The sequence below is a fragment of the Arthrobacter sp. B0316-5-4 genome (genome assembly GCF_059090325.1).
Genome location: NZ_JBNHFN010000005.1, coordinates 457,171 through 478,982 on the forward strand (window position 1 = coordinate 457,171; position 21,812 = coordinate 478,982).

A 21,812-nucleotide genomic window follows, 5' to 3' on the forward strand; every position below is an offset into this window, starting at 1 on the left:
AGTTGTCATCACATGGCAAGGGTTCGAGGCTGGGAGTGCGGTATTTAACGGACCGGAAACATGGGCGTCACCCCGTGGTGATGTGGAGCGACATATTTCCCGGAATCCCGCGAAATTTAGAAAAAGCTCTTGCCATGCTGTGAAAATTGGTTTTTACTAAGTGGCAAGACATGGTGATCCAGACCACTTGAAAGCAGGCCAGGCAATGGCAGCAGATTCTTCGACCCGGACGGTAGAGCGTGCGCTCGCCCTCTTGGGGGCCGTGTGCTCCGAGGGAGCCATTGCATTGAGCGACGCCGCGCGGGTCGCTGACCTGTCGCCCAGCACGGCTCTTCGCCTTCTGCGCACCCTTGAAGGTGTCGGCTTCGTCTCGAGGGACGACGGCGGCAACTTCCGTCCGGGCGCCAGCATCATCCAGCTGGGTGCGCTCGCGCTCGGCAAGGAATCACTCGTCTCGTTGTGCACGCCCGCCATGAAGCGGCTCGTGGCAACAACGCGCGAGTCCTGCTATCTGAGCATTCCCGGGGTTGGGGACACGGGAATCTACATCGCGATCGTTGAGGGAACCCACTCGATCAGGCACTCCAGCTGGGTTGGGCGGAGTATCCCGCTCGAAGGCACAGCGTCCGGCCAGGTACTCAAGGGCGAACAGCCCGAGCGTGGCTTTGCCGTGGTTCGCAGCGGTGTGGAGGACGACGTTACGGCCATTGCCGCGCCCGTGGTGATGGGAGGCCGAACGGTGGCTTCACTGAGCATCGTGGTTCCCAGCTACCGCGTGGATGAGCTGAAGGCCCTCAAGATCGGCCAGCAACTGGTGGAGGAAGCTGACAACATCCTCACCCTGAACACCGACAACCATGAGCTACCCCAGGAAAGCATGGAAGCAAAATGATCAAGTTTGAAAACGTCACCAAGGCCTACCCCGACGGTACTGTCGCCGTCGACGGCCTCAACCTGGAAGCGCCCACCGGAAAGCTGACCATCCTGGTTGGTCCCTCCGGCTGCGGCAAGACCACCTCGCTGAGGATGATCAACCGCCTCATCGAACCCACCAGCGGCACCATCTACCTCGACGACGAACCTACTTCCGGCATGGACGCAGCGTTGCTCCGCCGCCGGATTGGCTACGTCATCCAGCACGCCGGGCTCTTCCCGCACAAAACAATCGTGGACAACGTTGCCACCATGCCGGTCCTCCTCGGCGAAAGCCGCCAGAAGGCCCGGACCACCGCACTGGAGTTGATGGAGCGCGTGGGCCTCCCCGCCAGCTTCGCCAAGCGCTACCCGTGGCAGCTTTCCGGTGGCCAGCAGCAGCGCGTGGGCGTGGCCCGGGCGCTCGCCTCGGACCCGGCGTTCATGCTGATGGACGAGCCCTTCAGTGCCGTGGACCCCGTGGTTCGCGCGCAGCTCCAGGAAGAATTCCTTCGCTTGCAGCGTGAAATCGGCAAGACCATCATTATGGTCACGCACGACATCGACGAAGCCCTTAAGCTTGGCGACCAGGTGGCCGTGATGCGAGTTGGCGGCAAGCTGGCACAGATGGCTTCTCCGTCTGAATTGCTGACCTCGCCCGCGGACGAATTCGTTGCCGATTTCGTTGGCCGTGACCGCGGCTACCGTTCACTCGGGTTCACCAAAACTGCCGGGGCCGTGGCCATCGGTGAAGAAGCCGTTGTCCAGCTTGGTGCCTCCGCAGATGAGGCCCGCGCCAAGGCGTCGGGTGCTTGGGTGTTGGTAGTCGACGGCGGCAGGAAGCCGCTCGGGTGGGCGCAGCCGGAGCAGGTTGCCGGTGAGCTGAAGCGCGAGCACCTGAACCTCAGCGGAATTTCTGCAGCGGCCTCCGGCACCATGCGCCAACTCCTTGACGCGGCCCTCTCTTCGCCGAGCCGGCGAGGTGTGGTGGTCAATGAGCATGGCGAACTGATCGGCACCGTGACTGCCACCGACGTGGTCAAGGCCATCGAAGCCGAGCCCCACCTGGAGACGGCGCGATGAACTTTGAATGGCTGGGCCGCCAGTTCGACAACATCGTATTCCTGCTCGGCTGGCACGTCCTGCTGGCCGTCACCCCGCTGATCCTGGGGCTGCTCATTGCCTTGCCCCTTGGCTGGTGGGCGCACCGAAGCCGCCGCATTTACCCGCTCCTTGTTGGCGTGGCGGGGCTGCTCTACACGGTTCCTTCGCTTGCCTTGTTCGTGTTGCTCCCGCTGGTCCTGGGCACCAAGATCCTTGATCCGCTCAACATCGTGGCCGCACTCACCATCTACACCGTGGCTCTTCTGGTCCGCGTGGTGGCCGACGCGCTGGATTCCGTTCCCGAGGACACCGTGCAGGCTGCCAAGGCCATGGGTTACCGCGGGTACCAAAGCCTCCTGAAGGTGGAGCTTCCCGTAGGCGTCCCGGTCATTTGCGCCGGTTTGCGCGTTGCCGCCGTCTCCAACGTCAGCCTCGTTTCCGTAGCCGCGCTGCTGGGCATACCCCAACTTGGCTCGCTCTTCACACAGGGCTTCCAGCTCCGCTTCTTCACCCCGATCATCGCGGGCATCGTCCTCTGCGTGGTCCTGGCCATGATCCTGGACGGGCTGATCATCCTCATCAACCGGTGGCTGACACCGTGGACCCCCAAGGTGGTGGCATCGTGAACTACTTGTTCGACCCCGCACATTGGAGCGGCGCCGACGGCATCCCAACGCTGATCGCCGAGCACCTCCTCTACTCCCTCATCGCACTGGCCGTAGCTGCCATCATCGCCATACCCCTGGGCATCTACATCGGCGTCACGGGCAAGGGTGTGTTCATGATCGCAGGTCTGGCCAACGCCCTCCGGGCACTTCCCAGCGTCGGCCTGCTGATTCTATTGGTACTGCTGATCTCGCCCGCGTTCCCGTCCCGGATGGGTTACATCCTGCCGAGCCTCATCGTGCTGGTGTTGCTGGCGGTGCCGCCCATCCTGACCAACACCTATGCCGGCGTGCGCGCAGTGGATGCTGCCGCCGTCGACGCTGCCAAAGGCATGGGCTTCCGCACCATGAAGATCCTCACGGATGTCCAGTTGCCGTGCTCGCTTCCGTTGGTTTTGTCCGGTGTCCGGAGCGCCCTGCTGCAAATCATCTCGACAGCCACCATCGCCGCGTACATTTCGCTCGGCGGCCTCGGCCGTCTGCTGATCGACGGCAAGGCCCAGAACGACTACAGCCAAATGGTTGCCGGCGCCGTCCTCGTTGCCCTGCTGGCCCTGTTCTTCGACCAGCTTCTCGCGTTCATCACCCGCCGGGTTGTCTCACCAGGACTGACACGGCGCACCATCAAGTCGGCTCCCGCAGCCGAGACCGTGAAAACCCCCGCCACGGTCTAATCGCTTCACCTCCCACCCCACCCCCATCTGGCCGCCGCATGCCCTGTGAGCGCCAACCCAGGAGAGTTGACATGAAGAAGTACCTGACCGGTTTCACCCTCGCGGCGGTTGCCGCCATCACCCTGAGCGCCTGCGGCGGCGGGGACCCCATGAGCACGTCCAACACAGCCGCAGCGGGAGCCTCGGGCGACAGCATCATCGTCGGCTCTGCGGACTTCCCGGAGAGCCAGCTGATCGCCAAGATCTACGCCGAGGCCCTCAAGGCAAAGGGCGTTGAGGTCACCGAGAAGCCGAGCATCGGCAGCCGTGAAGTCACCATCCCCGCCCTCAAGGACGGCTCCATCGACCTCATGCCCGAGTACGGCGGAGCCCTCCTGCAGTACCTCGACTCCGGCACGAAGGCGGTGTCTTCCGAGGACGTCACCAAGGAACTCGCCACCAAGATCCCGTCCGGCCTGACTGCGCTCACGGCATCCGAGGCGGAGGACAAGGATGTCCTGACCGTCAAGAAGGAAATCGCCGACCAGTACAAGCTCAAGACCATCGAGGACCTCCAGCCCGTTGCCAAGGACCTCGTCCTCGGCGGGCCGCCGGAGTGGAAGACCCGCCTCAACGGCGTGGCCGGGCTGAAGTCCGTCTACAACCTTGAGTTCAAGGAATTTTCAGCGCTCGACGCCGGTGGTCCGCTTACGCTGAACGCCCTGCTTTCGGGTCAGATCCAGGTTGCCGACCTCTTCAGCACCGATCCTGCCCTGGCGGAAAACAACCTTGTGGCACTGGAGGACAACAAGAACCTTTTCCTCTCGGAGAACATCGTTCCGGTCATCAACCAAAAGAAGTCCACTGGCACCGTCAAGGAAACCCTGGACAAGGTATCTGCTGCGCTCACCACTGAGGACCTGATCAAGATGAACGGCCGCGTGGCCAAGTTCGAAGACATCGGCGAAATCGCCAAGGAATGGCTCAAGAACAAGAACTTGGGCTAAGCCCACTGTTATTACCCGGAATACCGGCTTTTTAGGAGTAAAGAATGACTGCCGATTTCACTACAGGGGCCCGTCCGGTCAAGGCTGCCCGGGGTACGGAGCTGTCCGCTAAGTCGTGGCAGACAGAGGCGCCGTTGCGCATGCTGATGAACAACCTGGACCCCGAGGTTGCCGAGCGCCCGGATGATCTGGTGGTTTATGGCGGCACGGGCCGTGCTGTCCGGTCGTGGGCTGCGTTTGATGCGATCACCCGGACCCTGGAAACCATGGAAAAGGACGAGACCCTCCTGGTCCAGTCCGGTAAGCCGGTAGGTGTGTTCCGGACCAACGAGTGGGCGCCGCGGGTGTTGTTGGCTAACTCCAACCTTGTGGGTGACTGGGCGACGTGGCCCGAGTTCCGCCGCCTCGAGGCCGAGGGCCTGATGATGTACGGCCAGATGACCGCCGGTTCCTGGATCTACATTGGTACCCAGGGCATCCTGCAGGGCACATATGAGACGTTCGCTGCGGTCGGTGAGAAGCTCGCTGCGGAGGGCCGTCACCCGGCACCGGCAGCAGCCGGCTCCACCGAAGGTCCGTTGGCGGGGACGCTGACGTTGACCGGCGGTTGTGGCGGCATGGGCGGTGCACAGCCGTTGGCTGTCACCCTGAACGACGGCGCGTGCCTGATTGTTGATGTTGACGAAACCCGCCTGCGGCGCCGGCTGGGGAAGCGGTACCTGGACGAGGTCGAAACGGACCTGGATACCGCGATCGCGAAGGTGAACAAGGCCAAGGAAGAGCGTCGTGGCTGGTCGGTCGGCTATGTGGGTAATGCCGCTGAGGTGTTCCCGGAGCTGCTGCGCCGCCACAAGGCCGGAGAGCTGACCGTTGATGTGGTCACGGACCAGACCTCCGCGCATGATCCGTTGTCCTACCTTCCCGAGGGCATCAGCGTCGATGAGTGGCACACCGAAGCTGAAGCGGATCCGGAAGGGTTCACCAAGAAGGCTCAGGCATCCATGGCCCGCCAGGTGCAGGCGATGGTGGAATTCCAGGATGCGGGGGCTGAGGTCTTCGATTACGGCAACTCGATCCGTGACGAGGCCCGTAAGGGCGGCTATGACCGGGCGTTCGAGTTCCCGGGGTTTGTTCCGGCGTACATCCGTCCGCTGTTCTGCGAGGGCCTTGGCCCGTTCCGGTGGGTCGCGCTCTCGGGTGACCCGGAGGACATCCGGGTGACTGACGAAGCGATCAAGGAGTTGTTCCCGGAGAACAAGCACCTGCATAAGTGGATCGACGCGGCCCAGGAACGGGTGGAATTCGAAGGCCTGCCGGCGCGTATTTGCTGGCTCGGGTACGGCGAACGCCACCAGGCCGGCTTGTTGTTCAACAAGCTCGTTGCCGAGGGTAAGGTCAAGGCCCCGATCGTGATCGGCCGCGACCACCTGGACTCGGGCTCGGTGGCATCGCCTTACCGCGAGACGGAGTCGATGAAGGACGGGTCGGACGCGATCGCTGACTGGCCGTTGCTGAACGCTTTGACGGCGGCCTCTTCGGGCGCTACCTGGGTGTCGATCCATCACGGAGGCGGGGTGGGGATTGGCCGGTCCCTCCACACCGGTCAGGTCTCCGTCGCGGACGGCACGGAGTTGGCCGCGCAGAAGCTCGAGCGGCTGCTGACCAACGACCCCGGCATGGGCGTCATCCGCCACGTCGACGCCGGCTACGACCGCGCCATCGAAGTCGCCAACGAACGCGGCGTCCGCATCCCCATGAACCAGGTCATCTCCTCGGAAGCAAGCAAATGACCTTGTCCACCAGGTCCCAAACATCGCGGGTGTGCTCCGATTCGGAGACGCGGCATACTGAAGCCGTGCCCTCAATGCAGCCGGCTTCACGGCAGCAGGCTCCTGCCCGCGCTGCCACCGATTGGAACCCCGTCCGGTTTGCCCCGGAAACGGATTAGCCGGCCGTGGTGGTGGTCGTCGCGAAACAACCCTGACCACCACCACCGCCGGTCTGTGGGTGATCCACCTTTGACCGCGATTGAAAGGACCGATTCATGATCGTGATTGATGGCCAGCGGTTGGACTTCCGGGACATCGTCTCCGTAGCGGACGGCGAACAGGTTGTGCTTTCTCCCGAAGCCTTGGCACGCATGGAAGAATCGCGACGGTCCGCGGAGGCCACCGCTTTGCGACGACCCGTCTATGGTCGCTCCACGGGTGTCGGGGCGAACCGGACGGTGTCGCTGTCTGAAGCTGATGGTGGAGACAGCCACGGGCTCAAGCTCCTGCGCAGCCATGCCGTGGATGCCGGGAAGCAGCTGGAACGGCGCACCGTCCGTGCCATGTTGGTTGTCCGGCTCTCCCAATTGGCCGCTGGCGCCTCGGGGATCAATCCAGCAATTGCCGAGGCACTTGCTGAGCTGATCAACTCTGATGTCGTTCCCGAAATCCGGGAGTTCGGCGGCATCGGGACGGCCGATTTACAAGCTTTGGCCGGTACTGCCCTGACGATGCTCGGTGAACGAGAGCCTTTGGGTGGGGGAGAAGCGCCACGCCTTGTGGACCGCTGGGCTACGGCCGATGCCCTCCCCTTCATCAGCTCCAGCGCATTGACCATTGCCCGGGCGGTACTTGTGCATCAGGAGTTGTCCAGGCTCCTGGACAACGCTGCCTCGGTGGCCGCGATGTCCTTCGTAACGATGTCCGGCAACGCGGAGGCGCTTAGCCCGGCGGTGGCAGCGGCTGCGGACACCCCGGCTGTGGCACAGGCAGCTAATGCGTTCCATGGGCTGGTCCAGGGCAGTGGCACACCAGCCCGAATCCAGGACCCGTATTGCCTGCGGACACTGCCGCAAATTTTCGGTTCCCAATGGGAGGAATTGGCGTCGCTGGGTTCCTTGCTGGGCCGTCTGGTCACCGCAGGCAACGAGAATCCTTTGGTTCATGGCTCCCCGGTCGACGGCAGCAACGATGTGGCCCATCATGGGCTGTTCCAAATGACCAACCTCGCTAGGCGCATCGATGCCCTTCAGGTGGCTGTGGGTGCCGCGTGTGCAACTCATTTGCGAAGGATTGATCTCCTTTGCGACCCCAACTACACGGGCATGCACCCCTTCCTGGCTGAGGATGCAACGGGTCAGTCCGGCGTCATGATGCTGGAGTACGTTGCGGCGGCTGCAGCGGGAAAGATCCGCGCCAATGCCCAGCCAACAAGCCTGCAGACCGTCGTGCTGTCCTTAGGCGCTGAGGAAGACGCGAGCTTCGCAAGCCTGGCCTCGGCTCAGCTGGAGTCCACGGCCGAAGCCCTGGCGACCATTACCGCCGTCGAACTGGTTTGTGCTGCGCGGGCCCTGAGACTGCAAAAGCGGAGGGCCGACGAGTTCAGCAGCCCTAAGCTGCGCGCCATGATGGAGGCTGGATTCACGTTGCCGTCGGAGATGGGCGACCGTGACCTGCGGCGCGATGTTGAACGTGCGCTCCAGCTTGTTCGGGTCGCCTACTGATCTGGACCGGCTTCTCATGACAAAAGAACGGCAGGCAGTCCGTGGACTGCCTGCCGTTCTTCTTGCCGTAGAGAGCGTGTTCCGGTGTTAGTGCGCCGGAACAGAATCCTTGGCCGCAGCCTTGGGATCCGTGAGTTTCTTGTTGGGCAAGGCGAAGCTGATCAGGAATGCGATGATCATGAGCCCAGCCGCGGTCAGCATGACCACATCAATGGCTTGGGCAAAACCCTCGGTGATGGGCCGGGTGAGCGTGCTGTTGGCCGAATGCAGCCAGCTGGTGTCATTCAGTGAATCGTTATTGGCGCCGTTTTTGAAGAAGTCAAAAAGCTTGGCATTAGCGGGGTCGGAGGCCACTGCCGGATCCCGCATGACGGCTTGGTAATCCGGGCTGGAGGCGGCCGTCTTCATGCCATCGGCGATCTTGTCAGCTGCCGTGCTGAACAGCATCGAGATGAACACGGCCGTGCCCACTGCGCCACCCATGGAGCGGAAGAACGCAGCCGTGGAAGTACCCACACCCATGTCCTTGGGTGGGACGGAGACCTGCATAGCCAGCGTCAGCGGCTGCATGCAGAAGCCCAGGCCGACACCGAAGAACACCGCAATCAATCCGGGAACCCAGAGGCCCGTGTCGACTCCGAGTACGAAGCCCATGACGGTTGCCGCGGCTGCCAGGACTGCCGTTCCCATGATGGGGAAGATCCTGTAGACGCCGGATGAGGAGATGGTCCGTCCGGCGGAGATGGAACCAAAGAGGATGCCTACGGTGAAGGTGATCATCATCAGGCCAGCCTCGGTGGGGGTGAGGCCCTTCACCAGCTGTAAGTACATGGGCAGCATGGCAATCGCGCCGAACATGCCGATACCGATGATGAAGTTCAACAGCGAGGACAAGCCGAAGGTGGTGTTCTTGAAGAGGCGCAACGGAATCAAGGCGTAGTCACCGGCACGCTTCTCAGCCAGCAGGAACGCTACGATGCCGATGACGCCGAGGCCGTAGCAGAGCCACGATCCGCCCGAGGACCAGCCCCACGTGCGTCCCTGTTCAGCAACCAGCAGCAACGGAACGATGGCCAAGGTGATGGCTGCCGCGCCCCAGTAGTCGATCTTCTGTTTCACGTGCCGCGCGGGCAGGTGCAGGTACATGAAGACAACAACCAGCGCAGCGAGGCCGATAGGCAGGTTGATGAAGAACACCCAGCGCCAGCCGTCGAAGCCCAGGATGTTGGCCGAGCCGGCGAAAGCGCCGCCAATCACAGGGCCAAGAACCGAGGAAATGCCGAAGACGGACATGAAATAGCCCTGGTATTTTGCCCTGTCCTTCAGAGCAACGATGTCGCCGATGATGGTCAGCGCCAATGCCAGCAAGCCACCGGCACCAAGCCCCTGGATGCCACGGGCAATGGCGAGCTCAGTCATGGAGTGGACCGATCCCGCGTACAGGGAGCCAGCCAGGAACACCAGGATGGCAGTGAGGTACAGCGGCCGACGGCCAAAGATGTCGCTGAGCTTGCCATAGAGCGGCGTGCTGACGGTCGACGTAATGAGGTAAGCAGTGGTGGCCCAAGCCTGGAGGGACAGTCCGTCCAGGTCGTTGGCGATGGTGTAGATGGACGTGGACACGATGGTTTGGTCCAACGACGACAGGAACATGCCGAGCATGAGTCCCACCATGACGGTGAGCGTCTGACGATGCGTCAGCACCTCACCGGCGGCCCGCACGGGCGTGGATTTGGACATATCTTCTCCAGAGATGGCAGAAAAGGGATTAAGCAGGATAGTTGCTTTCAGTAACTATCCTAATGCCTGTTTGATTCCCGGAGTGAGAATATTTCCTGGGCAGGGTACGTTGTTGACGGATCCGGCGGTATCAGCGCTCCACCAAGATGCCGTCCGGGTCGCAGTAAATCATCACGCCCGGTCGAACACGAACGCCATCGATGACAAGCTCGACATCTGCCTCGCCTGCACCGGTTTTGGCGCTCTTCCGGGGGTTGCTGCCGAGGGCTTTGACGCCCAAGGGCAAGTGGGCGATGGCCACTCTGTCGCGCACAGCACCGTTGATGACCACGCCGGCCCATCCGTTGGCTACGGCGCTCTCAGCGATCATGTCGCCCATGAGTGCCGTTCGCAGGGATCCCTGGCCATCGATCACCAGGACGGCTCCCTCTCCTGGTGACCCGAGCACAGTCTTGACCAAGGCATTGTCCTCGAGGCACCGAATGGTCCGCACGGGCCCACTGAAATGCGAGTGTCCGCCGAGGTCCTGGAACTGCAGGGCGATGGACTCCAGTTCTTCGCCGCGTTCATCGTAGAGGTCGGCTGTATTGGGTTGCTCGTTCACAGTGCTGCTCCTTCGTCGGTTCAAGGCCACACTAACCTCCCGCGCACACTCCCACCGCGTACTTTTCGGCATATGTGGATAAAGCGCTGGATGGCGGTCCGGTGTCGTCCTGCCACGCTAGGCTGAATCCAAAGATTGATATGAGGGGGAATCTTCCATGAGCCTGTCCGACCTTCCGGGCCCGGTGCCGGACCCAACCGCCGTCCACGGCGGTGCCACGACGGCACTCGCCGAACCGGTTGATCGGGTCCGGTCGCTCTGGGTTACGGGTGTAGTGCTGGTTAACCTGGGTATCAACGCCGCGTTTTTTGGTCCCCTCCAGGTGCTTCTGGGTCAGCAGGCCGCGCACTTTGACGAGGGCCAGAAGGAAGCGATCCTCGCGCTGGTGACAGGGTGCGGTGCGGCCGTTTCCATGGTGGCCAACCCCTTATTTGGCGCCTTCAGCGACCGGACTACCTCCCGGTTTGGACGCCGTGTTCCATGGGTCCTTATGGGTGCCATTCTCGGCGCAGTCGCCCTTGTGGCCTTGGCAGGTGCTCCGAACGTTGCCGTGATGGCGTTCCTGTGGTGCCTGGTGCAGGCCGGCGCCAACGCCATGTACGCCGCAATAACGGCCGCTGTCCCGGACCGCGTTCCTGTGCCCCAGCGTGGAACGGTCGGCGGCCTGGCTGCCATGGGACAAACGGTGGGCATCCTCGTTGGCGCCGTGATCGCGGCCGTCGTGGCCGGAAACTTTGCCGCCGGGTACTGGGTGTGCGCAGCGGCGCTGTTGGCCGGCGTCGTGCTTTATCTGTTCAAGAGCGACGACCAACCCTTGCCGCAGCAGGAGCGGCCGCTGTTCAGCCTGTGGCAGTTCATCAAGGGGTTTTGGGTTTCGCCCAAACGCTATCCCGACTTTGCGTGGGCCTGGCTTACACGGCTGCTGGTCAGCACGGGCAACCACATGATCACCCTGTATCTTCTCTTCTTCCTCAGCGACATTGTGCGCCTGAAGGAGACCCAAGGGATTGAGCCTGAGTTCGGCGTGCTGGTCCTGACCGGTCTTTACGCGGTGACCGTCATCATCACCAGTGTTCTGGGCGGACGCTTGAGTGACCGGATGGGAAAGCGGAAGCCCTTGGTCATAGCGTCGTCGGTCATCATTGCCGCGGCATCTCTGATTCTTGCTTTTGCTCCGACGTGGATCGGCGGACTTGCCGGCGCGGCCGTGCTCGGAATCGGTTTTGGGGCCTACCTTGCGGTGGACTTCGCGCTCATTACCCAGGTACTGCCCACGGCTTTGGACCGCGGCCGGGACCTTGGCGTCATCAACATCGCGAATTCCCTGCCCCAAGTCCTCGCCCCGGCGATCGCCTTCGTATTCGTTCAGTTCTGGGGCGGCTACGTCTCGCTGTACGTAGCCGCCGCAGTCATCGGGCTCCTGGGCGCGGTGTTCGTGGTGAAGATCAAGAGCGTCGACTAGTTCCTAGAAGACGGCCGTGAAGCCACTCCAGCCCCAGCCGACGACGGATTGTCCGTACCACCGGATGTCCGGTCGCCCGCTGGTCAGGTAATCGGAACCGTTGCCGTAATACATGGTCAACTGCCCTGCGGAATTGATGCTGAAAGCGTCCATCTTGTTGTCCCCGTTGAAGTCGCCGGCAGAACCCACGGTGGTCATACCGCCAAATCCGGTACCGATGCGCTCAGTACCGGCAAACCACCCGTTGCGGGAAGACTCATGCAACGTCAGGTCCCCATAGATGTCACGGGAGACAACACCCAGTTTGCTCGTGCCTCCGAAGTGGCCGATTGCGAATACAGGACTCTGGTTGATCCAGTAGGTATCCACCCCGTATGGCTGCAGGAATCCGCCCCGTCCGTTGCCCGGGTACAGAATCGCTTGATACCAGCGATCAACAACAAGCAGATCATTGGTCCCATCGCCGTTGAAGTCGCCGGCGCCTGAGATGGTTCGGAAGTCCTGCCAGCCCTGGCCGATCTGGAAAGCGTTCTTCCAACCTCCGGTTCCGTTGCCCTGGTACAGGAAAAGTCGTCCTTGGGCGTCCCTGCCAATAACGTCCACCGTGCCGTCACCATCAAAGTCTCCGGGCGAGAACAGAGTGTTGAAGACGTTCCAACCGGTGCCGAGCACTTGAGCCGGACGCCAGTTGCCCCTGCCATCGGTGGGGTAAAGGAGAAGCCGGCCGGCCGTGTCACGCGCAAAGATGTCCAGGGTGCCATCGCCGTTGAAGCCCCGTGCCCGCGGTTTCGCCGCAATTCGCAGCGGATAGTCCGCTTGCAGTGTCAGGCGTGATTCCGCGTCGTAGGAGACGGTGACAAGAACGCCGACCACTCTGCCGAGGTCAGCAGCTGTGGCCCGGTAGGTCGAGCCCGTAGCGCCGGGGATTGCTTGGCCGTCCCGTGTCCATTGGTAGCTGAAGGCAGGCGTTCCGCCCGCCGGAACCACAAAGGGTGCGTAGCCTCTCAACTCGGCGCTGAGCAGGCCGCCCACCGTGGGATCTCCGTTGAGCTGCGGCTGGCCCATGAATACACTCCGGGGCGAGGCCGCTACGAAGGAAGGTGCGTTAGCTGGACTGGATGAGGGCGCGGCGCTGGCCGGTGCGGCCGCAACGGGAGCGGCCAACGCACCGGCAATCACCGATGTTGTCAGTAGTGCGAGGACGCGGCGCATCCGGCTGGTTGCGGACGATCGCAGGATATTTGCATGCTCCAAAGTTTCCCCCAAGTGGCTAGAAGACGGCGGTGAGATAGCCCCAGCCAGTGCCGATCTGGTACGACTGCCGGTACGAGTAGCTGTCTGTGCTCATTTCTTCGCCGCGGAATGCGCCTTGGTCAGTCACACTGAAGAAGTAGTTATACATCTCTCCTGGATTGAAGCCGCCCAAGGGTCCCATGTACCGGTTGGACGCGTAGTTTCCGTCCAGAACCCGGGAAGAGGACCATCCACCCTTGCCATCGGGGTAGTAGGCGTTCAGCCTTCCGTCCGTTCCTCTCGCAAGGATGTCGGAGACGCCATCGCCGCTGAAATCGCCCGGCGTAAACACCTTGTTGAAGATATTCCACCCCTGCCCTACTTGCGATGCCGGAAGCCATCCACCACGGCCGTTACCGGGGTAGAGGAAGAGCCTGCCTTGGGCATCGCGGGCCAGGATGTCGCTGGTACCGTCACCGTTGAAGTCACTGGCGGGAATGATCTCGCTGAAGCCACCCCACCCGGTACCAATGACTGAGGAGCCCAGCCAGCCGGCGCGTCCATTCCCCCGGTACAGCCACAGCTGTCCTGAGGTGTCGCGGGCCAGGACGTCCATGAAGCCATCACCGTCAAAGTCGCCGGGAGATGAGAGGGAGGTGAAGCCGGCCCAGCCCCACCCTATGTCCTTGCTTCCGCTCGCGAAATCTCCTCCGGGGGCGCCGGAAAACAGCGTCAGCGTGCCATTCGGCTTCCTGGTGATCACGTCCGGCCGCGAGTCGCCATCGAAGTCGCGCAGGAGCGAGTGCATCCTGATCCTTGGGTCCGATTGGCTGCGGAAGATGCCCACCACACTGCCGCCGTAGCTGACCACCGCCGCGACGCCGATTTGCTTACCGACCTCATAGGGCTTGGGGACGTACGTGTCGCCGGTGGCCCCGGCTATGGGCTTATCCCTGTCTACAAGCCATTGGTAGCTCACCGATGGTTTGGTTCCTGCCGGCAGTCCTTTGATGGTTGATGCATTGAACACTGCTTTGATGGGAGCGCGGACCGAGACGTTGGGAGCCATGGACGGTTCGGTTGCATCCACCAGGTAGAAGGGTGCGGTTTCCACGGTTTCGGGAAGGCGTCCCGGTGCCATGGCCGTGAGCTTCAGGGTCAGGCCGGACCCCGTGCCGGCGTAAGTGTCCGGAACGTAGAACTCCCCGGCGTCAGCGTTCTGCCGGACGCCATCCCTGAACCATTCGTAGCTGTACGATGACGGCGGCGCCGACCATGTCCCGTGATCAACGGCGAACGAGGCGAAGGAGTATCCGGCCTCTTTGCGGATGCCAAGTCTGGGTGGAACCAGATTGGCATTGGGAACCAGGACACTACCGGGGTTGTTCACAGCGAAGTCGAGACTTTCCCACGACACCGGCAGAGTGGATTGATTGGGGGAGCCGCGGTAGTACGCCAGGGAGTCGGAGCCGTAATAAATGACCACGCTCTGAAGCTTGTGTAGACCATGGGAGAAAGCGCCCGTGATCTGAGTTGATGCAGTCGCCGTGAGTGGACCGGCAGCGGGCGTACCTGTCCATTCAAGGCGGTTTTCGGTCGCCAGGGATCCGTCTTTGTAGACGAAGACCACCCGCTGGGCGCGCTGGGCCAAGGTGAAGTTGATCTGAACTGCGGAGCCAAGGGTAACACTTTCCGGCGAAGCGCGTTTCATGGCCGTGACCTGCGGCGCGGGTTGGTCAGCCGCCATGGCCGACGAGCCCGTCAACACGGCCCCTGGCGCAACCAGGGCTGCGGACATGGTCAGCCCCATGAGGAGTCCAAGAAGTCGTTGCGCTGAACGTTTACGACCAGTCTGTGCTGGGCTGGTTATGGTCAAGGGATCCCCCGGGATGAGAAGTCGGTGCGGGCTGGGCGTGGGTTAGAAAACGGTGTTGAAGGCGTTCCAGCCCCAACCGATGGTGGCTTGGCGTTTCAGCGCGATGTGGCCTAGCCCGTAGAACATGGTGAGCCGTCCATCGGGGTATATTCCGAACACTTCCGGAACCCCATCGCTGTCGAAGTCACCGGGCGCTCCAATGCGGGTGAAGCCTCCCCAGCCATACCCCGCGTAAGCACTGAATGCGTTAGGTGTCCACACATTGTCGGCGAAGTATCCGTTGCCGGCCCCCGAGTATTTCCTGAGGTTGCCGTCGCGGTCACGGGCGAATATGGAGCTGGTGGACGGGGAGACAAAGGCATCGAACTCACCCCAGCCGCCGCTGAGCGTGTATGGAGTGAGGAAGCCGCCCCGACCGTTTCCGGGATACATCACCATGGTGTTGGACGAATCCCTGACAATAAGATCGGCCGTTCCGTCCCCGTTGAAGTCGCCAGGGGCCACAATGTCCTTCACGGCGCCCCACCCTTGGCCAATCTGGTAGGAGCGGAGCCAGCCACCCTGGCCGTTGCCCTGGTAGAGGAATAGCCTTCCGGCACTGTCCCTCGCCATGACATCCACGTTTCCGTCGCCGTCGAAGTCGCCGGGCGAAAGCAGGGATGTGAAGCCGCCCCATCCTTGGCCGATTTTCTGTGCCGGCAACCAGCCGCCGCTTCCATTGCTGGGGTACAGCCAGAGGTTGCCGCCGGCGTCACGAGCGAATATGTCGCCAGTGCCGTCCGCGTTGAATCCCTTGCCCCGGGTCTTGTCTGCGATGAGGCCCCTGAGATCCACCACTTCGGTGACTACAGTGCCTGCGTCGAAGCGTGCCGTGACCCCGGCCGTGATGATGACGCCCTTGTCCGCCAGCGTGGGCTTGTATTCCCTGGAGGTTGCGCCGGGAATGGGAGTTCCGTTGCGCTTCCAGACATAGGTGTAACTGGGTTGTCCGCCAACGGGGTCAACCCCGGCGGGCCCGTGATCCAGCCTCAGCAGGCCGCCAACGGACGCATCGCCGTTGATGTTCAAATTACCCACCCACCGGGCGGTAAATCGCACCCAGATCATGTTTCCTGGGTCCGCAGCCATGTTGGACTGGTAGGTGTTCTGAATGGCGTAGTCGATGGGAGTGCCATTCCTGTACCACTGGTAATCAGAAAAGGAAGGTTCCGACGGCCAGGTCCCGGAGTTGATGCCGAGAACCGTGTTGTACACCATCGCTCCGTTGATGGCCGGGGCCACAGTTGGAGTGAGTTTCGGCAGTACCTTTGCCGGGTTGTTGACTGCGAAGTTGCCTCCGGCGAGTTCTGCGCGGCCTACGTTGCCTGTGGGTACGGCCGATGTCCGTTCCAGGGATCCATCACGGTGGTAGGTGTCCTTGGCCAGCCCATCGAAGTAGGTGATCTCCACGCGTTCCAGAGTGTAAGTACCTGCTGCCTGCGCGGCCGTAACCGCTGCTGTTGCCGTGACCGTTTGCGGCCCGGAGAAGGGGTTCCCTCCCCACGCCAGTTCGAAGGTGGTTACCTCGGACGGGTCCCGATAGACCAGCCTGACAGCCTGGGCAAGCTGGGATAGCTTGATCTGGACTCCTGCCGTCTGTCCGGGAGCGAACGCGGCCTTTGCGGGAACCAGGGACACCGGGACCGGTGCCACGTAGGGGAGCAACGGGTTCTTGACTTTGAAGTCCTGTGCGGCTGGATCACCGAAGGGCGTGGTCCCTGTGCCTGGTGGATAAACGCTGCCTCCCCGGTAATAGACCTGGGAGGCGCCCGCCGTCGTAATTACCTGGACGTAGCTGACCTCGATGGCTCCGGATGGCCATGAGGAAGCAGAAGCCACGCCGGACACCAGGCCCTTTTGGGCACCCGCCGGTTCAACCCATGCCAAGGTGTGGCTGCCGGCTACGCTCCGCAACCCGACTTCCACCCGCTTCACGGGCACAGAGGTGGCAAAACTGAAACTCACGGGAGCGCCGGCATCCACAGTAGCCGCCGACGTCCGCGCGAAGGCGGAGAGAACGGGACCTGCCGCGTGCGCAGGCGGCACCGGTGTCAACAAGAGAGCGGTCAGGGCGACCACCACGGCGATCAGCAGAGTACGGGCTGATGTGGACGCAGAATGAGAGCGCGCAGCACCAAAGTGCGCAGCAGGATGAGACCCCAAAGATTCCCCCAGAAGTACAGGCCAGCACGGCCTGTAGAGGCCAATTGAGATGAGGATACAGCCACGTGGCCCCGGGAAAAGCAGATGAGAGTGAAATACCGAAATTGGTATCAATGTGACGCACGTCAAGTGCGCATATCAACCGAAATAGGCTTAGAAGACGGCTGTGAACCCGCCCCAGCCCCAGCCGATGACGCCGGAACCGTTCCAGCCGCCGTCGCCGTCGCCGTAATAAGCCACCAGTTGTCCCGAGCCGTCCACGGCGTAGACGTCCACGTTGCCATTGGCGTCGATGTCCCCGGCAGAGCCTATGCTGCTCATACCGCCCCAGCCTTGGCCCACAACGGTCATGGTGGTAAAGCCGCCGTCGCCGTTGCCGCGGTAGAGGCGAAGTGCTCCGGAGGTATCGCGCGCCAGGAGGTCCACTGTGTTGTCGCCGTTGAAATCTCCCGGAGTGATGATCTTGTTCACCACATTCCAGCCGCTGCCCACCAAGGAACGTGCCAGCCAGCCGCCCTTTCCGTTGCCGGGGTACAGATACAGGAGGCCATTGGCGTCCCGGGCCAGGAGATCGTTGTTACCGTCGCCGTTGAAGTCGCCCGGGGCCACGATCATGGTGAATGCGTTCCACCCACTGCCGATCTGCCGGCCAGGGGAGAACCCACCGTTGCCCGTGCCTGCGTAGAGGAAGAGGTTGCCCGCGGAGTCCTTTGCCAGGATGTCGTTGATGCCGTCGCCGTTGAAGTCGCCGGGGGAGAGGACGGTGGTGAAGCCGTTCCATCCCGGGCCCACTGTTCTGGGGGATTCCCAACTGTTGTTAACGCGGGAGTACAGCATGAGGGTGCCATCCGTCCGGCGGGCCAGGAGCTCGTGGGCGCCGCGGCCGGTGAACCCGTTGGCACGATTGGACGCTGCGATCGGTGCGGTTTCTTCGCTGCTGACCTCTTGGGCGTCACAGCCGTTCTGGCTGGCCACCACGTGTCCCGCGATGGTCTTCCCGCGGTCTTTTTCGTCCAGGGTGTATTGGTAGAAGTTCGGATGGTCGGTGGCAAGGACGCCGTCGCGCGTCCAGTAGACCCGGTAGTCCGGGCCCGCCGCAGCGCCGCAGCCAGAGTAGGAGCCCGGCTCAATTTCCAGCGTGAGGGTGGAGCCCACAAACGGAGCGCCATGGATCACGGGATTGTCCGGATCCATCGCTGCCGTGGCGGGTGCGGGTGATACGGCCAGCGCGGCAACCACAGCCGCGGCGATCCCCGCCACGATCCGGCGCATGCCGGACGTCGGGCGCATTGATGCCTTCATGGTGTCCTCCCCAGACTTTATGGGGACAATTCTAGCGCGGCTGGGCTTTCCCTAGAAGATCGCTGTGAAGTTGCCCCAGCCGTTCCCGGCAACCACGGAGTCCTTCCATCCCGCCCGGCCGTTGCCGAAGTAAACCACCAGGCGGCCCTGTTGGTCCACGCCGTAAACGTCATTGAAGCCGTCGTTGTTGTAGTCGCCCGCAGCGCCCACCGACTTCAGGGCATTCCAGCCGACGCCGATCAGCCAGGACCGCGTCCATCCGCCCGCGCCGTTGCCGCCGTAAAAGTAGAGGTAGCCGTTGCGGTCCCTGGCGAGCACGTCCACGGAGCCGTCGCCGTTGAAGTCACCCGGCGTCAGCAAGGCGTCCATCACCTGCCAGCCCTGTCCGACGGCGGTACGCGCCAACCAGCCCCCGGAACCATTGCCGGGGTACAGGTACAGGGCGCCGCCCGGTTCGCGGGCCAGAATGTCATTGGTGCCATCACCGTTGAAATCGCCGGGACTGACGATCTGGTCAAACACATTCCAGCCCTTGCCAATCACTTGGCCGGGCTTCCAGCCGCCGGTCCCGTCACCGGAGTAAAGGTACAAAGTCCCTGCTGCGTCCCTGGCCAGGACATCGGACTTTCCGTCGCCGTCAAAGTCGCCGGGCGAAAGGACAAGGTTGAAGCCACTCCAGCCCCAGCCCACCGTGCGGGGCGCGTCCCACGCGTTGCCTTGGCGGCCGAACAGCTGCAGAGAACCGTCGGTGGCGCGGGTCAGGAGCTCGAAGTTCCGGCCGGTGAAACCGGCTGCCCTGTTGACGTCTCCCACTGGCCTGGTCTCCGTGCTGTGCAGGGACTCTCCGCCGCAGGCAGTTTTGCTGGCGGTAACGTGAACAGCCATGCGTGCGCCGGCGTCTTCCGGCTCCAGGACGTAGCTCCGCGCCGTCTCGCCGGCCACCAGGAAACCGTCCCGGGTCCAATAGACGGTGAAGTCCGGCCCCTTCCCGCCTCCGCAGCCGTAGAACGTGTACAGGCCAATATCCGCGGTCAGCTTCTTGCCGACGAAAGCTTCTCCGTTGAGGATGGGATCGGGCCCGCTGCTGGGGGCAGCCGACGCCGGCAGGGGGCTAAGTGCCATGGCCGCCACAGTGGCGGCCAGCAGTGCTGCTGCCACCCGACGTCGAAATGTCCTCATGTGTTCCTCCCGTATGGGTTCCAAGCCTGCATGCAGTGTATGTGCGGGCAGGGGCAATAGCCGGGAGCGGCGTGCATGCCGCGGCCTCGGGCCAGCTCTCAGGAAACGGTCATTTAGCTCCCGTATCATTGATGCGATCGGCCAGCCGCGGGTCTTTACGCAGCCGGCCGTTTCCTTGTCAGCCTGCCAAGAGATCGCCGGAAATGCCCGTATCAAACTCACTGGAACCGTACTCCCTTGACCTGACCACGGGGTTGCCCCGTATGGCTGCCGCGCCCACCACGCCGCGACAGCAGCTGCGCTATGCCCGCATCCTCAAGACAGCTGCCGGCTTTGCCCAGCGGCAGTTCGATACCCTGAGCCTTTCCGACGTCGCTGCGCGCGCCGACGTCCCATTGGGCACGCTGTACCGGTATTTTCCCTCGACCGCCCACCTCATGCTCGCCGTCTACCGGCAACAGCTGCGTGAGCTCAGGGACGGCGTCCGTCTCCGAGAAGGCAAGGGGCATGCGCTCGCGGGCTTGATGATGGAGATCTTCCACCTGAGGGTGATGCAGCCCGGTGTGGAGCACTGCCTGATCCGGCCTGCAGGCAAGGATGAGGATTCGGCGCAGCTGCTGCGTGAAATCGATGCGTTGTCCGAGGAAGTCGTTGGTTCCCTGAGCAAGGACATCGGTAAGGACACCGTGCGGGCCCGCATCCTGTTGCACTTGGTGAGTGGGCTCGTCCAGGCGGTCCGGTGTCGTCGGTTGTCCCTGTTCGAGGCAGAGAAGGACCTGAAGAAGGCCTGCACCCTGCTGACCGGGGACTAACAATAACCGCTAGTGGTCTAGACCGATGCGTCATGAGAACCTGCATTTACGCATGACCTAGGTCACAAGAGTCACTGGTTGAACGTTTTACTCTTGAATCGTCTCTCTTGGTATTGAATCTTGTACCCTCCACGTTTCCCTAGGCTGGAAACACCGAAGCGGCTAGCAGCCCCCTTACCTGCAGAAGCAACGCCGGGCCAGCCACCCTTGGCCCGCACCAGCAGTTCTGTTCCTGCCCTGAAAACGTGCCGTGGGTCCACGGCTAGCCTGAGGAGACAAAGACGTGTCCATCGAGACAATCGCTACTGACAACGACGCCCTGGTACTGAGCGAAGAAGAGATCTTCGCAGCCCACGAGGGCGGCAAGCTGACCATTTCCAGCACCGTTCCCCTGAACAACAAGCGCGACCTTTCCATCGCCTACACTCCCGGAGTTGCGCAGGTCAGCCGCGCAATCCACGCCAATCCCGAGCTTGCCCGGACGCACACCTGGGCAGAGCGCCTCGTTGTGGTCGTCAGCGATGGCACCGCGGTCTTGGGCCTTGGCGACATCGGACCGAGCGCTTCCTTGCCCGTCATGGAAGGCAAGTCCGCGCTGTTCAAGTCCTTCGGCGACCTCGATTCCATCCCGCTGGTACTGAACACCACCAACGTCGATGAGATCATCGAGACCCTGGTCCGCCTCCGCCCGAGCTTCGGCGCAGTCAACCTCGAGGACATCTCGGCTCCCCGCTGCTTCGAACTTGAAGAGCGCCTCATCGAAGCCCTCGATTGCCCCGTCATGCACGATGACCAGCACGGCACCGCCGTCGTGGTCCTCGCAGCCCTGACTAACGCTGCCAAGGTGACCCAGCGCGAACTGGCAGGCCTGAAGGTTGTTGTCTCCGGCGCCGGTGCTGCCGGCATCGCCATTGCGGAGATCCTCCTGGCCGTTGGCATCAAGGACGTTATCCTGCTCGACTCCAAGGGCGTGGTCAACGCCGAGCGCGCAGACCTCGTGGCGGATCCCGGCAGCGTCAAGGCCCGCATGGCCCAGCGCACCAACCCCCGCGGCATCTCCGGTGGGCCGGGCGAGGGCCTCACGGGCGCCGACGTCTTCGTGGGCGTCTCCTCCTCCAAGCTGGACGAAGAGCACCTGAAGCTCATGAACGACCAGTCGATCGTGTTCGCACTGTCCAACCCGGACCCGGAAGTACTGCCCGAGGTAGCGCAGAAGTATGCTGCCGTTGTTGCCACCGGCCGCAGCGACTTCCCGAACCAGATCAACAACGTCCTTGCCTTCCCGGGCATCTTCCGCGGCGCTCTGGACGCTGGCGCCCGCCGCATCACCCCAGCCATGAAGATCGCTGCTGCCAACGCCATTGCTGAGCTTGCTGCAGAGGACCTCTCCGCCGACTACATCGTGCCGAGCCCGTTGGATGCCCGAGTGGCGCCCGCCGTCACCGCGGCAGTTGCTGCCGCCGTGGCTGAATAGCGGTTACAACTCAAGACCGACGACGGCGACGCCTCCCGTGCTGGGGAGCGTCGCCGTCGTTCTTTGGTTGTCAGGCAGGGCTGCCGGGCGCACC

At 62.7% G+C, this 21,812-nt stretch carries 17 protein-coding genes; 10 read left to right on the top strand and 7 right to left on the bottom strand.

From position 1 onward, the window contains the following. The first annotated feature begins 205 nt into the window (after positions 1-205). The 7 genes from AC5RU9_RS17790 (at position 206) to AC5RU9_RS17820 (ending at position 7,834) form a co-directional block, all read left to right on the top strand. The gene (locus AC5RU9_RS17790; RefSeq protein ID WP_309992644.1) at positions 206-892 is read left to right on the top strand and encodes an IclR family transcriptional regulator; all 687 of its coding nucleotides are present in this window, start codon (positions 206-208) and stop codon (positions 890-892) included. Further along, the gene (locus AC5RU9_RS17795) at positions 889-1,995 is read left to right on the top strand and encodes an ATP-binding cassette domain-containing protein (protein WP_494017463.1); all 1,107 of its coding nucleotides are present in this window, start codon (positions 889-891) and stop codon (positions 1,993-1,995) included. The genes AC5RU9_RS17790 and AC5RU9_RS17795 overlap by 4 nt, the downstream gene beginning before the upstream one ends. Beyond that, positions 1,992-2,642 (top strand): ABC transporter permease, encoded by a 651-nt coding sequence (locus tag AC5RU9_RS17800; RefSeq protein WP_211710713.1) that lies wholly within the window; start codon positions 1,992-1,994, stop codon positions 2,640-2,642. Before AC5RU9_RS17795 ends, AC5RU9_RS17800 begins: the two co-directional genes overlap by 4 nt. Then, entirely contained in the window at positions 2,603-3,355 is a 753-nt protein-coding gene (locus AC5RU9_RS17805; protein ID WP_211710712.1) for an ABC transporter permease, read from the top strand. The genes AC5RU9_RS17800 and AC5RU9_RS17805 overlap by 40 nt, the downstream gene beginning before the upstream one ends. Before the next feature lie 71 nt (positions 3,356-3,426). Continuing rightward, positions 3,427-4,341: an ABC transporter substrate-binding protein gene (locus tag AC5RU9_RS17810; protein ID WP_211710711.1), complete on the top strand. Its 915-nt coding sequence runs from the start codon at positions 3,427-3,429 to the stop codon at positions 4,339-4,341. A gap of 44 nt (positions 4,342-4,385) precedes the next feature. After that, entirely contained in the window at positions 4,386-6,131 is a 1,746-nt protein-coding gene (hutU, locus tag AC5RU9_RS17815) for a urocanate hydratase (RefSeq protein ID WP_494017464.1), read from the top strand. Between the two features lie 254 nt (positions 6,132-6,385). Next, positions 6,386-7,834, top strand: a complete 1,449-nt coding sequence (locus tag AC5RU9_RS17820) for an aromatic amino acid lyase (RefSeq protein ID WP_494017465.1) — start codon at positions 6,386-6,388, stop codon at positions 7,832-7,834. An 87-nt stretch (positions 7,835-7,921) separates the two neighbouring features. On the opposite strand, the gene AC5RU9_RS17825 is transcribed toward AC5RU9_RS17820, so the two are convergent. After that, a complete protein-coding gene (locus tag AC5RU9_RS17825) occupies positions 7,922-9,574 on the bottom strand; it encodes an MDR family MFS transporter (protein WP_211710708.1) in 1,653 nt (550 codons plus the stop codon). 130 nt (positions 9,575-9,704) lie between these two features. Then, positions 9,705-10,178, bottom strand: coding sequence for a ribonuclease E activity regulator RraA (rraA, locus tag AC5RU9_RS17830; RefSeq protein WP_494017466.1), 474 nt, complete (start codon positions 10,176-10,178; stop codon positions 9,705-9,707). 157 nt (positions 10,179-10,335) lie between these two features. On the opposite strand from rraA, the gene AC5RU9_RS17835 reads away from it, so the two are divergent. Next, positions 10,336-11,640, top strand: coding sequence for an MFS transporter (locus AC5RU9_RS17835; protein ID WP_494017467.1), 1,305 nt, complete (start codon positions 10,336-10,338; stop codon positions 11,638-11,640). 3 nt (positions 11,641-11,643) lie between these two features. Here the strand turns inward: AC5RU9_RS17835 and AC5RU9_RS17840 are convergent, their stop codons facing one another. From AC5RU9_RS17840 to AC5RU9_RS17860, 5 genes are all read right to left on the bottom strand, one after another. Next, positions 11,644-12,906, bottom strand: coding sequence for an FG-GAP-like repeat-containing protein (locus tag AC5RU9_RS17840; RefSeq protein ID WP_494017468.1), 1,263 nt, complete (start codon positions 12,904-12,906; stop codon positions 11,644-11,646). A 4-nt stretch (positions 12,907-12,910) separates the two neighbouring features. Continuing rightward, positions 12,911-14,671 (bottom strand): FG-GAP repeat domain-containing protein, encoded by a 1,761-nt coding sequence (locus AC5RU9_RS17845; protein ID WP_494017469.1) that lies wholly within the window; start codon positions 14,669-14,671, stop codon positions 12,911-12,913. A 120-nt stretch (positions 14,672-14,791) separates the two neighbouring features. Then, positions 14,792-16,870 (bottom strand): FG-GAP-like repeat-containing protein, encoded by a 2,079-nt coding sequence (locus AC5RU9_RS17850; protein WP_494017470.1) that lies wholly within the window; start codon positions 16,868-16,870, stop codon positions 14,792-14,794. 234 nt (positions 16,871-17,104) lie between these two features. Continuing rightward, entirely contained in the window at positions 17,105-18,253 is a 1,149-nt protein-coding gene (locus tag AC5RU9_RS17855; RefSeq protein WP_494017471.1) for an FG-GAP repeat domain-containing protein, read from the bottom strand. A gap of 51 nt (positions 18,254-18,304) precedes the next feature. Further along, positions 18,305-19,432 carry an FG-GAP repeat domain-containing protein gene (locus AC5RU9_RS17860; protein WP_494017472.1) on the bottom strand — a complete coding sequence of 376 codons (1,128 nt, stop codon included), beginning with the start codon at positions 19,430-19,432 and terminating at the stop codon, positions 18,305-18,307. 203 nt (positions 19,433-19,635) lie between these two features. On the opposite strand from AC5RU9_RS17860, the gene AC5RU9_RS17865 reads away from it, so the two are divergent. Together AC5RU9_RS17865 and AC5RU9_RS17870 are read left to right on the top strand one after the other, a co-directional pair. Continuing rightward, positions 19,636-20,244: a TetR/AcrR family transcriptional regulator gene (locus AC5RU9_RS17865; RefSeq protein ID WP_494017473.1), complete on the top strand. Its 609-nt coding sequence runs from the start codon at positions 19,636-19,638 to the stop codon at positions 20,242-20,244. Between the two features lie 283 nt (positions 20,245-20,527). Further along, a complete protein-coding gene (locus AC5RU9_RS17870) occupies positions 20,528-21,718 on the top strand; it encodes an NAD(P)-dependent malic enzyme (protein ID WP_494017474.1) in 1,191 nt (396 codons plus the stop codon). The last annotated feature ends 94 nt before the right edge of the window (positions 21,719-21,812 follow it).